This window comes from Desulfosediminicola ganghwensis (genome assembly GCF_005116675.2).
GTDB lineage: Bacteria > Desulfobacterota > Desulfobulbia > Desulfobulbales > Desulfocapsaceae > Desulfopila > Desulfopila ganghwensis.
Window position 1 is genome coordinate 990,151 of the sequence record NZ_CP050699.1, and the last position, 14,850, is coordinate 1,005,000.

11 protein-coding genes and 2 rRNA genes (1 of these 13 only partly in view) are annotated in these 14,850 nt (G+C 46.6%); 6 read left to right on the forward strand and 7 right to left on the reverse strand.

The features are described from left to right. Positions 1 to 93 precede the first annotated feature (93 nt). The 3 genes from glpK to FCL45_RS04320 all read right to left on the reverse strand — a co-directional run bounded on the left by glpK (position 94) and on the right by FCL45_RS04320 (position 2,562). On the reverse strand, positions 94 to 1,587 hold the full coding sequence (gene glpK / locus FCL45_RS04310; RefSeq protein WP_136799394.1) for a glycerol kinase GlpK: 1,494 nt from the start codon (positions 1,585 to 1,587) through the stop codon (positions 94 to 96). 79 nt (positions 1,588 to 1,666) lie between these two features. Further along, positions 1,667 to 2,374, reverse strand: a complete 708-nt coding sequence (locus tag FCL45_RS04315) for an MIP/aquaporin family protein (RefSeq protein ID WP_136799393.1) — start codon at positions 2,372 to 2,374, stop codon at positions 1,667 to 1,669. 5 nt (positions 2,375 to 2,379) lie between these two features. Continuing rightward, on the reverse strand, positions 2,380 to 2,562 hold the full coding sequence (locus tag FCL45_RS04320) for a hypothetical protein (protein ID WP_136799392.1): 183 nt from the start codon (positions 2,560 to 2,562) through the stop codon (positions 2,380 to 2,382). A 23-nt stretch (positions 2,563 to 2,585) separates the two neighbouring features. On the opposite strand from FCL45_RS04320, the gene FCL45_RS04325 reads away from it, so the two are divergent. After that, positions 2,586 to 2,738, forward strand: coding sequence for a hypothetical protein (locus FCL45_RS04325; RefSeq protein ID WP_153305567.1), 153 nt, complete (start codon positions 2,586 to 2,588; stop codon positions 2,736 to 2,738). 34 nt (positions 2,739 to 2,772) lie between these two features. Here the strand turns inward: FCL45_RS04325 and FCL45_RS04330 are convergent, their stop codons facing one another. Next, positions 2,773 to 3,102, reverse strand: a complete 330-nt coding sequence (locus FCL45_RS04330; RefSeq protein ID WP_167495885.1) for a hypothetical protein — start codon at positions 3,100 to 3,102, stop codon at positions 2,773 to 2,775. A gap of 1,006 nt (positions 3,103 to 4,108) precedes the next feature. Next, positions 4,109 to 4,930 carry a DeoR/GlpR family DNA-binding transcription regulator gene (locus FCL45_RS04335; RefSeq protein ID WP_217907666.1) on the reverse strand — a complete coding sequence of 274 codons (822 nt, stop codon included), beginning with the start codon at positions 4,928 to 4,930 and terminating at the stop codon, positions 4,109 to 4,111. A 993-nt stretch (positions 4,931 to 5,923) separates the two neighbouring features. On the opposite strand from FCL45_RS04335, the gene FCL45_RS04340 reads away from it, so the two are divergent. The 5 genes from FCL45_RS04340 (at position 5,924) to FCL45_RS04355 (ending at position 12,848) form a co-directional block, all read left to right on the forward strand. Continuing rightward, positions 5,924 to 7,372, forward strand: a complete 1,449-nt coding sequence (locus FCL45_RS04340) for a D-lactate dehydrogenase family protein (protein WP_136799391.1) — start codon at positions 5,924 to 5,926, stop codon at positions 7,370 to 7,372. A 1,102-nt stretch (positions 7,373 to 8,474) separates the two neighbouring features. Continuing rightward, on the forward strand, positions 8,475 to 9,929 hold the full coding sequence (locus FCL45_RS04345) for an IS4 family transposase (RefSeq protein ID WP_217907577.1): 1,455 nt from the start codon (positions 8,475 to 8,477) through the stop codon (positions 9,927 to 9,929). Positions 9,930 to 10,484: 555 nt separating this feature from the next. Then, the gene (locus FCL45_RS24790; protein WP_267314007.1) at positions 10,485 to 10,610 is read left to right on the forward strand and encodes a hypothetical protein; all 126 of its coding nucleotides are present in this window, start codon (positions 10,485 to 10,487) and stop codon (positions 10,608 to 10,610) included. Between the two features lie 344 nt (positions 10,611 to 10,954). Next, positions 10,955 to 12,382 (forward strand): NAD-dependent succinate-semialdehyde dehydrogenase, encoded by a 1,428-nt coding sequence (locus FCL45_RS04350; protein ID WP_136800027.1) that lies wholly within the window; start codon positions 10,955 to 10,957, stop codon positions 12,380 to 12,382. Positions 12,383 to 12,674: 292 nt separating this feature from the next. Further along, a complete protein-coding gene (locus FCL45_RS04355; protein WP_153305578.1) occupies positions 12,675 to 12,848 on the forward strand; it encodes a hypothetical protein in 174 nt (57 codons plus the stop codon). Positions 12,849 to 12,977: 129 nt separating this feature from the next. Here FCL45_RS04355 and rrf read toward each other — a convergent pair. Beyond that, positions 12,978 to 13,094 (reverse strand): 5S ribosomal RNA (gene rrf, locus FCL45_RS04360). 106 nt (positions 13,095 to 13,200) lie between these two features. After that, a 23S ribosomal RNA gene (locus FCL45_RS04365) occupies positions 13,201 to 14,850 on the reverse strand (it continues 1,263 nt past the right edge of the window).

Sequence of the window (14,850 nt, forward strand, 5' to 3'; positions counted from 1 at the left end):
CCGCAGGTGCATTGTGTGGGTCAATGCAGCCCCGGCCAGCCTTGCACTGGCCAGGGCTACAGGGTAAAGCAAATGCAATATCAGGAGGCGGTATTATTTGAATGCCATTGCAGCTTTAACGGCTTTCTGCCAACCGGCATAAAGCTTCTCCGATTTTTCTGCATCCATTTTTGGTTTGAATTCCCGATCTACACCAAAGTTTTTGGTGATATCAGTTTTGTCATTCCAGAAGCCGACCGCAAGACCCGCAAGATAGGCTGCTCCAAGTGCTGTAGTCTCGATGCAGAGAGGACGCTCGACAGGAACGCCAAGCAGATCAGACTGTACCTGCAGTATGAGGTCGTTGGCGACAGCGCCACCGTCTACCCGCAGTTTTTCGAGCTTAATGCCAGAGTCTGATTCCATCGCTGAGAGTACATCTTTGGTCTGGTAACAAAGGGAGTCGAGGGTGGCGCGGATGAATTGCTCCTTGCTGGTACCGCGGGTGAGGCCGAAAACAGCCCCCCGGACCTCAGAATCCCAGTAAGGTGCTCCAAGGCCGACAAATGCGGGTACTACGTAAACTCCATCAGAATCCTGAACTCGGGTTGCATACAGTTCAGAGTCCTTGGCGTCGCGGAACATTCTCATGCCGTCACGCAGCCATTGGATGGCAGAGCCAGCAACAAATATGGATCCTTCGAGGGCGTACTCGACCTTTCCGTCAACACCCCAGGCTATTGTGGTTAACAGCCCATTTTGAGAAGTAACGGCTTTTTCTCCGGTATTCATGAGCATGAAGCAGCCGGTTCCGTAGGTGTTTTTGGCCATCCCGCTCTCAAAACAGGACTGACCGAAGAGTGCCGCCTGCTGATCACCGGCCATGCCGGCAATAGGGAGTTCAATACCCTGGAATGAGTCGTGATCAGTGTAACCGTAAATTTCAGAGGAAGGTCTGACTTCCGGAAGCATTGATTTTGGTACAGTCAGGTGTTCCAGCAGTTCGTCATCCCATTTAAGGTCATGAATGTTGTACATGAGGGTACGGGATGCGTTTGTGTAATCGGTTACATGTACTTTCCTGCCTGTAAGCTTCCATACCAGCCAGGTGTCAATGGTTCCGAAAAGCAGATCACCTTTCTCTGCTTTTTCACGAGCACCTTCTACGTTGTCGAGGATCCACTTAACCTTGGTGCCTGAGAAATATGCATCGATTAGCAGACCGGTTTTTTCACGGACTACAGGGTCAAGTCCTTTGCTTTTGAGATCGTCACAGACGCCAGTGGTTTGACGTGACTGCCAGACTATTGCATTGTAAATTGGCCTGCCAGTGTTCTTGTCCCAGACAACTGCTGTTTCACGCTGATTGGTGATGCCGATTGCTGCAATTTCGGCCACATTGATATCAGGGCTTGCAAGAGCCTCGGCTACAACGGATTGAACTGATGACCAGATCTCCATTGCGTTGTGCTCAACCCAGCCTGGTTTTGGGAAAATCTGCTCGAATTCTTTCTGGGTGACATTGACGATATCACCTTTCTTGTTAAAGATTATTGCCCGAGAGCTTGTCGTACCTTGGTCGATTGACAAAACATATTTTTTTTCCATCTTACTCCTCCAGCTAGATAGTATAGGTAAGTCTGCCTTTTTTTAAAAAAACAAGTCACAGCAAAGCGATTATCAGGTGTTAGCCAAGTAAAGTCTTATACAGTAATGCTCCGGTAACGCCTCCGCAAATAGGTGCAACAACGGGGATCCAGGCGTAGCCCCAGTTGCTTGATCCTTTTCCTGGTATTGGCAGGATTAAATGAGCAATACGAGGTCCAAGGTCACGGGCAGGGTTGATGGCGTAACCGGTAGGTCCGCCGAGAGAGAGACCAATAGCCACGATGAAAAAGCCAACGATGAGCGGATTGAGTCCCTTGCTGAATTCATTTGCGCCAATACCCAGCAGGACAAAGAGCAGGATCGCGGTACCGATGAATTCACAAATAAAGTTAGCAAGTGTATGAGGTACTGCCGGTCCGGTGGAAAATACTGCAAGCTTGAGGTCTGAGTCTTTTGTGGGTTCCCAGTGCGCGGCATAAACGAGATAAACGAGTGTTGCACCAATCAATGCTCCTGACATCTGGCCGGCAATATAGATTGGTACATCGGCCCATGGAAATGCGCCAATAGTCGCCAGGGCGATGGTAACTGCAGGGTTGATATGGGCACCAGAATACTGTCCGGCTACGTAGACAGCGAATGCAACCGCAAATCCCCAACCCATTGTGATAACAATCCACCCACCGTTCTGACCTTTGGATTTTTCTAAAAGAACATTGGCAACAACACCGCAACCAAACAGTGTTAAAATCATTGTTCCAATGAGTTCACTTAAAAACAGGTCCATACGTACTACCTCCAAAAAAAAAGAATTAGGAACACAATCGATTCAACATGAATCGCAAAACCGGTTGCAACTGCCACATCCGTTGAGGAGGTGACTGTTGCCTCTCCTATTGCGTCTGCTGCAGCTAAACAGCGACCTTTTGTAAAGGTGTCTTGTTTAGGCGCAGAGACCTCCTGATTTTCATCCATGCCGCCTGCTCAATGATCGCAGTTTGCAGTTTGATGAAATTTGCTACCTGCTCGCTGATCAATTCCTTCCCTTTGCCAAGATCTATTGCGGTTATCTCAGCGGCCATGAGCGGTGCCTTGAGGATGGCGTTCGCATAGCGACCAGGGGAGTGTTGTTTTACAGAGTACGTTTTTGACGGTTATGGCCCTTCATTTTGAAGATCCAGGTACCTATGCTTCTGCTTTTTCGATACAATATCCTATGGTGACCGAAACTATTTTTGCCTCATCTTCGAAAATTATGAGATTACATTCTTTCGATTTGTCTTTCGTTTTAGAGATATAATGAGGATGTCGCATACTTCCTTCATCCGCAGCACTGTGATAAAAACGTAAATTAAATATATCTCCAACGAGGTGCTGTAACTGATAACTGTTTGTTATTGTATGGTAAGTGTTGTCAGTATCAATCTGCGGTGTGTCTTTTTGCTGTAAAATCGCACAAGCCTGATTGTAGTTTCCTCGTTCACAATGGTCTTTCAAGTGAACCAATATTTGCATACATTTGAAAAAAGGACAACAGTATATTTTCGAAAATGAAAATAAATTTAATAAGTGCCGAAATATTAATGAGTTAATTTCGCTTGTAAAACTTGGGAAATGAAAGTGTAGTGTTTTTGGTAAGTTGGCAATTTTATGAGATATGTGGCGCTTGTGGATGCCTGATTGAGTGGTGGGTGTGTCGCAAGGTGAGCAGGGGAGGTTGCGAATGTGATTTGCGATAGGTGAACATTTTATGTTGTTTTAGATTGGATGATTGTGTTAATTGAACATTCTGGGAAAGAGAGAAAAGCATGAAAGTGAAGGTTGTGAATTTGGTATATTGTTTTGCCGGATGTCTTTTTCGTTCCTTTCCCAAAGGTTGAAGGAGTAACTATTGTTGCGGGGAAGTTTGTCTGACGGCCAGAAGTGTTGGCTGGTGCCTCGCTTCTAAAGCATGGATATGGTGTGGAAAAACGTTGGTGCAGTGTCTTGGGGCAAGGCGGGGATAAGTGGTAAGTAACGTGGTGAAGATTGTCTGAGATCGTCCGCATGGCAACCACTTACTCAAAGGATGCAGCTTGAGTATTCCTAAATGTAATGGAACGGGCGTTTCATTTTATGGTTCATAACTCGTAAAATGAAAGCTGATGTGAATATGGGCTTTCCTGTAATCGACATGAGCTGCAACTGATGCCGGGACTTGCCTGGTAGTGCTTGTCGTTCTGATGCCTGGAGAAGGGTGAATACTTTTCTGTTCATCACGTGAGACGTATCCGTTCAGAATTAATGAGGGTGCGAGCAGAAATGAGAAGTGGCGGGCCGGAAGGGTTGTGGTTACGTTGCGGCGAAGATCATGCAGGAACATCCTGTTTGTATCCAGATAAAAACTATGATCTGGGTACAGTGTTTCTCCCTACGATCGTGTTAAAACACTATTGGTCAATTCAGTAGGTATGCATTCGGGCAGTAAATGCAACAATGCACAGGTGATGATGCAAAAGGCAGCTGCAGATATCTGGGGAGGTTATTTATGGTCTTCAGCAACATAGAGAGAAACCTCTTTTCGTTGCAGGAGGTCCCTGTAAACCTTTGGAGGCTTTGTGTCTGTAAAGACGGCATCAATGGTGGAGATGTCGGCAAGCCTTATCATGGCGCTTCTGGTAAACTTCGTGTGGTCGGTAACGAGGAAGACTTTCCGAGAGTTTTTAATTATCTCTTGAGCAACCTGGACTTCCTGGTAATCGTAGTCCAGAAGTGTACCGTCCTCATCAATCCCGGAGACTCCGATAATCCCGAAATCGACTCTGAACTGGCGAACAAACTCAACCGTTAACATTCCTGTGATTCCTGAATCTTTATTACGAACTATACCTCCGGCAATGATCACTTCACAATCATTGTTACCGCTCATTGTGGCTGCAACATTGAGGTTGTTGGTGATAACCCGTAGTTTCCGGTGATTGGCTAATGCTTTGGATACTTCTTCTGTTGTCGTACCTATGTTGATAAAGAGAGAGGCATGATCTGGAATATGTTCCGCAACCATTTCGGCAATACGTTTTTTTTCCAGGTTCAGGATCTGTTTTCGTTTGTCATAATCGACATTTTCAGTTCTGGAGTATTTGCTTGCTCCGCCATGATAGCGCTGGACAAGTTTATCATTACAAAGCTTGTTGATATCACGGCGTATGGTCTGTGGCGTCATCTGAAAACGACTTGCAAGGGCGTCGATTGTAGCAAATCCTTGCTCATTTATCATGTTCAGAATCGACAGTTGTCTTTTTGATAAAGAGGCAATGGCCTCTTTAGGAGGTAGGAGAAGCTGCTCTTCTGTTAAATGATCCACAGGTATACCTTTTCATGCATTTCGTATTGGAAAACAGAGTGGTAAAGCAACAGGAAATCGTGATCATATCCTGCCTGGCAATGTTTTCTTAATTTGATAGGTTGAGTTGGAGTTCCGGCATGCGCACGCCTGGAAATAAGGCTCTAACTATGTTTGATCTTCTGGAAGAGGGCTGTAAGGTTTTGTTCATTGATGAGCGCAACGAAACCATACGTTACTACATTTGATAAAGCCTTTTCCTTTTAAATAGTTTTTCGCGATTATGGAAAAAAAACTCAGCAAAATTGTGCCAACCTGTAACCTGTATCAGATATTTTCTAAATATTCAAGCACGACTGCATTTCGGTCAATTCGGTAGAATGGTTGCCTTTACCGTTTGCGAAGTTCCTTTAGCTTCAGCAACTTCTCATGTCTGCCTGCGAGTAATGGCCCAGCAGAGGCAGAATGTTACTCATTGCTTTAGCGAAGCGGCTAATTCTCTGTGCAAGAAAGACCTTGAGACGGGTTGGCGGTACTGATGTCAGCGGTTTACAGCAAGCGGCACCCGGCTCACATGTACTTCTAAAGAAGAAGGATTATCTTTTAAAGGAGAAATGCTGAGGCAGATATGTGTTGTTGAAGGGCTAAAGCCATGTCTTCTCAGGATAAATAGATAGTGTGGTTTGAATGTACAGGGGAAGTCCCTGTGGTGTAGTGATAATTGATGTTTTCCTCTTTGTGTGTTTTTGCTCTTACTCGCAGAGATACCCAAAGAGGACCGTATTAGGAAGAGGAAACGCTTCTAATATTTATATGCTTTTCTTTGCGTATCTGTTGATACCGAATTGTGTTGGTGTTCCCAACCTTTATACTCGACCGCGATCACAACTGATCTGGTTGCCAGTCTGAAGCATTTCATATCAGAGAAGTTTATGTACGTTGTGCTGCTGTGTACAGTCACCGGATACATGCCTGTTCTACAACCCTGAAGAAATTAATAGTGGAGAATAGAGAATGATTGAGCAGAACCCAACCCAACGTCTGCCTATCCTGAGGGACCTTGAGCCAGAACTGGTTGAACACCTGGATCCTTTGGTGCGAATAGTTGATCTTGAGCCTGAGCAGGTCCTGTTTGTTGAAGAAGATGATGCAGACTTTATGTTTGCTGTCGTATCAGGCAGGCTGAATGTTTTTCGGCGATCAGAAGGGAAAGATGTGTATGTGCGTGACCTTACTTTCGGCGAGGCAGGTGGTATCACAAGCTTATTCCTTACCCAACCCCGTTCTGCGACTGTAGTCGCAGCAGAGCCGTCACAGGTAGCGGTACTGAACAAGGAAGATCTTGATAAGGCCATGGAGCGTGAGCCAGCCCTTACCCGTGCTCTCTTACGGATTTTGAGTAAACAGGTAAGGTCTGGTGGGAAAAGCATGGCGCATCTCCTGAAGGGGCGTCAGGACGATCGGGTACAGGTCGCGGTGTTTGATGCGAAATCGTATGATCAGGTCGCACTGAGTGAGGTTGCACCTGAAGAATGGAATATGCATTATATCGACCCGCGGTTGAACAGAGAGACTGCAACGCTTGCGGCGGGGTGTAAGATTGTCTGTATTTTCGTCAATGATGTTGCCGATCGCGAGACTTTGGAGATTCTGGCTGATGTAGGCGTTGAACTTATCGCGCTGCGTTGTTCAGGTTTTAATAACGTTGATCTCGATGCTGCTGAAAGACTGGGTATTTCTGTTGTTCGCGTTCCGGGTTATTCCCCGTATGCGGTTGCTGAGCATGCCATCGCTTTACTGCTTGCACTCAACAGAAAAGTTCACCGTGCGTATCAGCGTGTTCGTGAGGGGAATTTCACCCTTGCAGGTCTGGAAGGCTTCGATCTGCATGGACGAACCGCAGCTGTAATCGGAGTGGGAGGTATCGGCAAGGTGCTTGTCAGAAACCTGCAGGGTTTTGGCATGAAGGTTGTTGGTTGGGATGCGTATCCAAGTAAGGAATTTTCTGAAGAAACCGGTATGGAATATGTGTCCTTTGAAGAGGCCATTAAACAGGCGGATGTCATCAGCCTGCATGCGCCGCTGGTGAAGGAGACCTATCATCTGATTAACGAGGTGTCAATTAACTCCATGAAAGATGGTGCGATTCTCATTAATACCAGCCGGGGAGGATTGATTGATCACGATGCTTTGATCAAGGCACTGAAGTCAGGTAAGATCAGTGCTGCCGGTCTGGACGTTTATGAAGAGGAAGCAGGAATTTTCTTTGAAGATCTTTCCGCCAAAGTGATTACTGATGATGTCCTTGCACGCCTTCTGTCGTTGACGAATGTCATTATTACCAGCCACCAGGCCTATCTTACAACTGACGCTCTGAATAATATAGCTACCGCAACTGTCTCGAATATTAAGGAATTTCTGGATGGGAAGCGAAAGGACCAGTTGACTAATCGTGTGGTTTAGCCACGCGATTTCGTGAGCATTGTGTATTGCCTGTTATCCTGTCATTCTCTCTGAATTACGGGTGGCTGAATGAGAAATTCAATTTTGAATCAGGCAAATAATGGTTACTTCAAGCCAACAGTGCAACAGGGGAGATATTGCAGATATCAAGCCGAGTCTCCCCTATCCCCTCCATCCTGTTAAACAGAGCGGTTGCCCACTCACTGGGGCGGCAAATACAAATGGCCGCCTCAGTGATTTTCTGTATGGATAACCTTGCATAAGAAGAGTGATTTCCCTCTTGAGAAAGTGTTGATTAAAATCCTGTCACACCGGTAAAAACTGTGTGCGTTATTGTGAGCAGGTCTGTATGTTGAGCAACATGCTGTATCTACAAGGGAACAGGGTAAGAATGCGCAATTACATGACTACGGCTATATCGTAGGATAGAAAGGCATTGGGCTTGACTCTCGTCACGCAGTCTCATTAAGTTGTCGAAAATAATAGGGTTATACGTGTTTTTTTGCTGATTCCGTTCCCTGTCAGTTCCTGCTTGCCATTGTCCATTCTTGCTTGAGATGAAACTTCTTTCAATATTTAGAGAAGATGAGCTTCGACATAAAGACGGTTTTTTTCTGTAACATACTTATCGCTCTATCTTTCGGTTTTTCCTATCTTGTGTATCACCGTTACCAGAAGACCTATAAAGGTTTTATGGTATGGACAGCAGCTACATTCTGCAATGCTATCGGGTTTAGCTTTTTTCTCTTCCGAGGCCCTATCCCGCCGTCAGTGAGTATTGTGGCTACAAATTTCCTCCTCGCTCTGGTCGTAATTCTGCGTTTGGATGCAACGTTACGGTATCTGCGGGGTATCGAGCTTAAAAGAATTTTCTACATTACTCCATTTCTTGTTTCTGCAGCCTGCAGTTATTTTTATTTCATTGAAAACAGAGCAGATATCAGAAATGTGATCAGGTGAATTCAAATTGAAAGTGTTTCTGCAGCCTGGAATCGGGGTCAGACCCGAATGGCGCTAGTTTAAGCGTGTTTTATAGGTGAAAAGCAACTGAATATATTGGCAAAAATTGGTATAATTTGCTATGCGAAACCAACACCAAATCATGCCAATGTTGCCCGGTTTTCACCTTCCCAAACGAGGTAGAAAACCTCATAGCCAACAACAAAAATTTGCTCGAAAAATCACTTCCCTCAGACAGAACTCTTTTAAACAGATAGGAGAGATTTTTGGGCAATTCATTCCCACGAAATTGCTCAAACAGGATCCTTCGGGAAAGATGAGCAGACGACGTTTGTTTACCAAGGAAAACACTTTTTGGTCCTTCTTAGGCCAAGTCCTTGATGCAGACGGTGGATGTAGAGAAGCTGTAAAAAAGTTGCAATCATATGCATCTAACCACGGCCTTCGGCTTCCATCATCATCTACCGCTTCATATTGCTGTGCACGTAAGAAATTAGATGAAAATCTGCTTGTTGAGGTGTTTCAACATACTGCTAAATGGTCCGGAGCACGACGTGCATCTCATTCATTAAATGATCGCCAGGTAATTGTTGTTGATGGGACAGGTGTTACAATGGCGGATACAGCAGAAAATCAAGAGCTTTGGCCACAGTCATCGAACCAGAAACCAGGATGCGGCTTCCCCTCAGCACGAATATGCGCATACTTTTCATTGCAAACCGGAACAATGCTCAGCTATGCCATCGGTAATAAAAAGAGTAACGAACTTCCATTGTTCCGTAAGCAGTGGTCCACCTTTGAGGCTGGTGATATCTTTCTTGGTGATAAAGGTTTTTGTAGTTACTTCGATTTAGCCGAGCTGAAAAAACGCTGTGTTGATAGTGTGATAACACTTGCTCGTAGAAAACCAGTCGGTAGGAAAAACTGCATTAAAGAATTCGCTCCTGATGATCTACTGATTGAATGGAAAAAACCAGTATACAGGGAAATGGTGTCGTATTCGCGGAAAACCTGGGAGGACCTTCCCGACAAACTCGTTATGAGACAAATCAAAGTAAAGGTGACTCAATCAGGGTTTAGAACAAAAGAATTTCATATTGTTACCACGCTAATCGATCAAGATCAGTACCTGAAAGACGAAATTGCAGCGTTATACCTTAAGCGTTGGGATGTCGAACTTTTCTTTCGTGATATCAAGACAACGATGGGATTTGATATCCTCCGGTGCCAATCGCCTGAAATGATAAAGAAAGAAATTTTAATGTACTTCATAGCGTACAACTGCATCCGGCGCATAATGTTACAAGCGACACAGCTGGTAGACATTGATATCCGGTCTATCAGTTTCAAAGGAAGTCTACAGGCTATTAGAAGTTGGGAACCACGGTTGGGGTCCTCTAGGTTGAGCACAAATGAAAGACAAAACATGCTCTCAGATTTATCCTTTGTCGTGGCTCGTTGCAAAGTTTTCGACAGGCCTGGACGAAGCGATCCGCGGTGTCTTAAGCGAAGACCAAAACCTTATCAGTTACTCAACAAACCTAGAAGTGAAATGGTCGAAATACAGCATCGGAGCAGATATGAAAAAAAGGCTTAAACTAGCGCCATTCGGGATTATCCTCTATAATTATCATGGTAAGCCAAATCAGCTTATAGAAATTGGCTGCTTTTGCAAAGCTCTTTTGAGCTGGTGTTGAATGGTTGAAGCCCATGGTTGGCTCGAGGTGATGACGCAATCATTTCTGGCAACGGCATGGGTCTGTAAAAGTATCTGCAGAACTTGGCTCTTCATCGGCCAGGTCTGGTCTGACCTTTTGAAATCGCGGCGATACGATTTATGATATCCTTCAACGTTCAGTTCGAATTTCCCGGTGATGCAATCCGAACTGAAAATTTCAAGATCCCAGTAACCTATCATGCAGGTAATAGCGGGAGGGTGGTTATGGCTACGTTTCGTGTACTCTTGTCACCGCTTCGTGCACGGAATTCATATAGCCTGCAGCCTGCGCCCCTCTTCTTAACCCCAAGATGAAAAATGAGTTTTGCCAGTCACGTTTTGTCTCACCACCAGGATACGGGTACAACAGTGCAAGATTAGGGCGTACCGCATCCGCGGAGGTAAAACCATTATCCTCTGCTCATTGAGGATGGAGTGCGCCACACGAATAAAGAGCACTCCTTCGTGGAGGCTGTGGTGAATGAACAATTCATCGCAGCTCCAAACCAGAACTTGAAGAGTATGGCGATGAGTATTGCCAGAAAATATGAGGACCTTTAGTGAGAGCAGAAATAAGAGCGTATTGCGCACTTGTTATTGTCATATGAAATCTAAAGACCAGATCAAGACTGTTAATAGGTCAAATCGTCCTTTGGAAGTATCAAATGACAAACGTACTAAAAATCTACGCCTAACTCAAACAAGTATTAGCGGCATGTTGGTAGTGCAAAGAATATGTTGGAGAGGAAGGGAGTGGATACTGTTTGAGAACAATTCCTGAAAAGAGCGCGAGGCAGCTTGACATTAGGTCCATCATTACAAAGGGTATCTCCTGAAAACGATTGTAATAGTTATGCAGGGGAATGAACCCGAATATCCAGATTGAGTGAGGTTCGCTAAATAGAATGAAAAAATACAATGTATATTTAAATGGTGAATGGCTGGAGGGCGAGCAACAAATCCAGGTATTGAACCCGGCAACCGGTGAAGTTTTTGCTGAAGTGGCAAGTGTGGGACGTGATGCTGCTAAAAAGGCAATAGATGACGCACATGAAGCCTTTGATCAGTGGAAAATTCTGACAGCTAAGGAGCGGGGCAACTATCTGAAGGCAATCGCTTCTGCACTCGAAAGTCGTGCCGATGAGATGGCGGAAATCATCACAATGGAGAATGGTAAGCCGCTCACCCAGGCCAAGGGTGAGGTTGCAATGACTGTGGATCATCTGCTGTGGTTTGCAGAAGAAGGCCGCAGGGCTTACGGCAGGGTCGTTCCACAGCAGATGGATGGCAAACGGCATATGGTGATCAAGCAGCCGGTCGGCGTGGTTGGGGCAATTGCTCCCTGGAACTTCCCACTGGTCCTGGCGATAAGGAAAGTGGCACCGGCGCTTGTGGCTGGTTGCCCCGTGCTGTTAAAGCCAGCAAGTGCCACGCCTCTCTCGGCATGTTTATTCGCAGAATGTGTTGAGGAGGCTGGTGTGCCAAAAGGCGTTTTTCAGGTAGTCGTGGGGAATGCTTCGGAAATCGGCAATGAAATGCTTGAAAATCCACTCTGTAGAAAAATAAGTTTTACCGGTTCAACAGAGGTTGGCCGCAAGCTTATTGCCGGTGCAGCGCGTACATGCACTGAGTTATCTCTGGAACTTGGAGGTAATGCACCCCTGATCGTTTTTGAGGATGCGGACTTCGAGCAGGCCCTGGAAGGTATCATGATAGCCAAATTCAGAAATAACGGGCAGTCATGTATCGCCGCCAACCGTATCTATATCCAGCGGCCGGTTTTTGAAAAATACAAGGATGCGCTGGTGGAGCGTATTAGCAGTCTCAAAGTCGGAGAGGGGCTTGAAGACGCAGTTGAAATCGGCCCTTTGGTTGATGAACAAGCTCTGTCGCAGGTGTTGGAAATGATCGATGAAGCGGTGCGCGGCGGAGCGATTGTCCTTGCGGGTGGCAAGAGACTAGGCGACCAAGGTGCCTTTCTCGCCCCGACATTGTTGATCGATGTACCGGATGGGGCCTTATGTCGTCAGGAGGAGATCTTTGCCCCTGCAGCTGTTCTTTATCCCTTTGATAACGAGGAAGAGGTGATTCGTGCAGCAAATGACACGGAGTTTGGTCTTGCGGCGTATGTCTTTACCACTGATCTCAATCGTGCATTCAGAGTAAGTGAAGCTTTAGAGGCTGGCACTGTGGGCGTGAATGATCCGGCACCTTCTACCAGCAATTGCCCTTTTGGTGGTTTCAAGCAGAGTGGCTGGGGCAGGGAGCTTGGCCGTGAAGGTATTGAGGCATACCAGGAGACCAAGCATATATCCCTGGGTGGAGTGTTCTAGCGGCAGACATGAATTTAGCATGTGCAGGGAATTGAAAACCATGACTACCAATATACGGTGTTGATTTCCTGGATTCTAATTACAAGTATGGCATAAACAAAAAGCCCCGACCAGAAATAATCTGATCGGGGCTTTTTGTATAAAGAATCGGCGGCGACCTACTCTCCCACACAGTCTCCCATGCAGTACCATCGGCGATAGATAAGCGACCGCAGGGAGACTTCGAGAGCTGATCCTGAGAAGGTCACGGGTTGGGATGGTGCTGCTGGTAAGGAGACGTGAGCCCGGTAATATGGCTATATACCGGGCTCGCAAGCGACGCAGCGAGCGGCGCCATCTCGACTCGACCGAAGGGGTGAACTTTTCAGGAAACTTCCGTGTTCGTGATGGGAACGGGTGGAGCCTCTTCGCTATGACTGTAGAAAAACATTTTGGCCGTGAACAGATAGGGGGAGGGGAGAAGTGAGAAGTGTTTAAGAACGCTTTACGTTTTACCTCTGGCTTCTGACTTCTACCCTCAGACCAGTGCTCAATCGCAATTTACACAACAAAAAGCCCCGACCAGAAATAATCTGATCGGGGCTTTTGTATAAAGAATCGGCGGCGACCTACTCTCCCACACAGTCTCCCATGCAGTACCATCGGCGCTGAAGAGCTTAACTTCCGTGTTCGGAATGGGAACGGGTGGAGCCTCTTCGCTATGACCGCCGAAAAACTGTAGTATTTCGGCTGCGGGTTTTACCATGAATCATGATAACTCCCACTAAAAATCGATAATCGAATAGTAGGGTAGTAGTAGTTATATTTAATCAAAAGAAGTGGATAAGCCGCACGGCTTATTAGTATCAGTTAGCTCCACGTGTTGCCACGCTTCCACACCTGACCTATCAACGTTGTAGTCTACAACGAGCCTTCAGATGGCTAATGCCATGGGAAATCTCATCTTAGAGTGGGCTTCCCGCTTAGATGCTTTCAGCGGTTATCCCTTCCGAACTTAGCTACCCAGCAATGCCCTTGGCAGAACAACTGGAACACCATAGGTTCGTCCACCCCGGTCCTCTCGTACTAGGGGAAGATCTCTTCAAATTTCCTGCGCCCGCAACAGATAAGGACCAAACTGTCTCACGACGTTTTAAACCCAGCTCGCGTACCACTTTAATTGGCGAACAGCCAAACCCTTGGGACCTGCTCCAGCCCCAGGATGTGATGAGCCGACATCGAGGTGCCAAACCTCCCCGTCGATATGGACTCTTGGGGGAGATAAGCCTGTTATCCCCGGAGTACCTTTTATCCGTTGAGCGACGACCCTTCCATGCGGAATCGCCGGATCACTAAGACCTACTTTCGTACCTGCTCGACATGTCTGTCTCGCAGTCAAGCTCCCTTATGCCTTTACACTCTACGGCTGGTTTCCAATCAGCCTGAGGGAACCATCGCGCGCCTCCGTTACTCTTTGGGAGGCGACCGCCCCAGTCAAACTACCCACCAGACAATGTCCCGGATCCGGATAACGGATCGCGGTTAGATTCCTAAGATAACAAGGGTGGTATTTCAAGGTTGACTCCATGACCACTGGCGTGGCCACTTCAAAGTCTCCCACCTATCCTACACATGTTACCTCAAAAACCAATGCCAAGCTGTAGTAAAGGTTCACGGGGTCTTTCTGTCTTGTTGCGGGTAACCGGCATCTTCACCGGTACTACAGTTTCGCTGAGTCCCTGGTTGAGACAGTGGGGAAATCGTTACGCCATTCGTGCAGGTCGGAACTTACCCGACAAGGAATTTCGCTACCTTAGGACCGTTATAGTTACGGCCGCCGTTTACCGGGGCTTCGGTTCAAAGCTTCGCTTGCGCTAACTCGTCCCCTTAACCTTCCGGCACCGGGCAGGCGTCAGACCCTATACTTCGTCTTTCGACTTCGCAGAGTCCTGTGTTTTTAGTAAACAGTCGCTCCCCCCATTTCACTGCAACCAGACTAGGCTCCATAAGTAAATTATATCACCATGCTGGCACACCTTCTCCCGAAGTTACGGTGCTATTTTGCCGAGTTCCTTAACCAGAGTTCTCTCAAGCGCCTTGGTATTCTCTACCTGCCTACCTGTGTCGGTTTACGGTACGGTCACAATCATAACTAGATACGAGGATTTTCCTGGAAGCATGGAACCAACCACTTTGTTGTCCAAAGGACATCGTCATCACACCTCAGAGTTAAAGAGACCCGGATTTGCCAAAGTCTCACCCCTACATGCTTGAACCGGGACAACCAACGCCCGGATGGTCTTACCTTCTCCGTCCCCCCTTACCATAACATTATGATAGTGGTACAGGAATATTAACCTGTTTCCCATCGACTACGCCTCTCGGCCTCGCCTTAGGAGCCGACTAACCCTTAGCAGATTAACTTGACTAAAGGAAACCTTAGGCTTTCGGCGACAAGGTTTCTCACCTTGTTTTTCGCTACTCGTGTC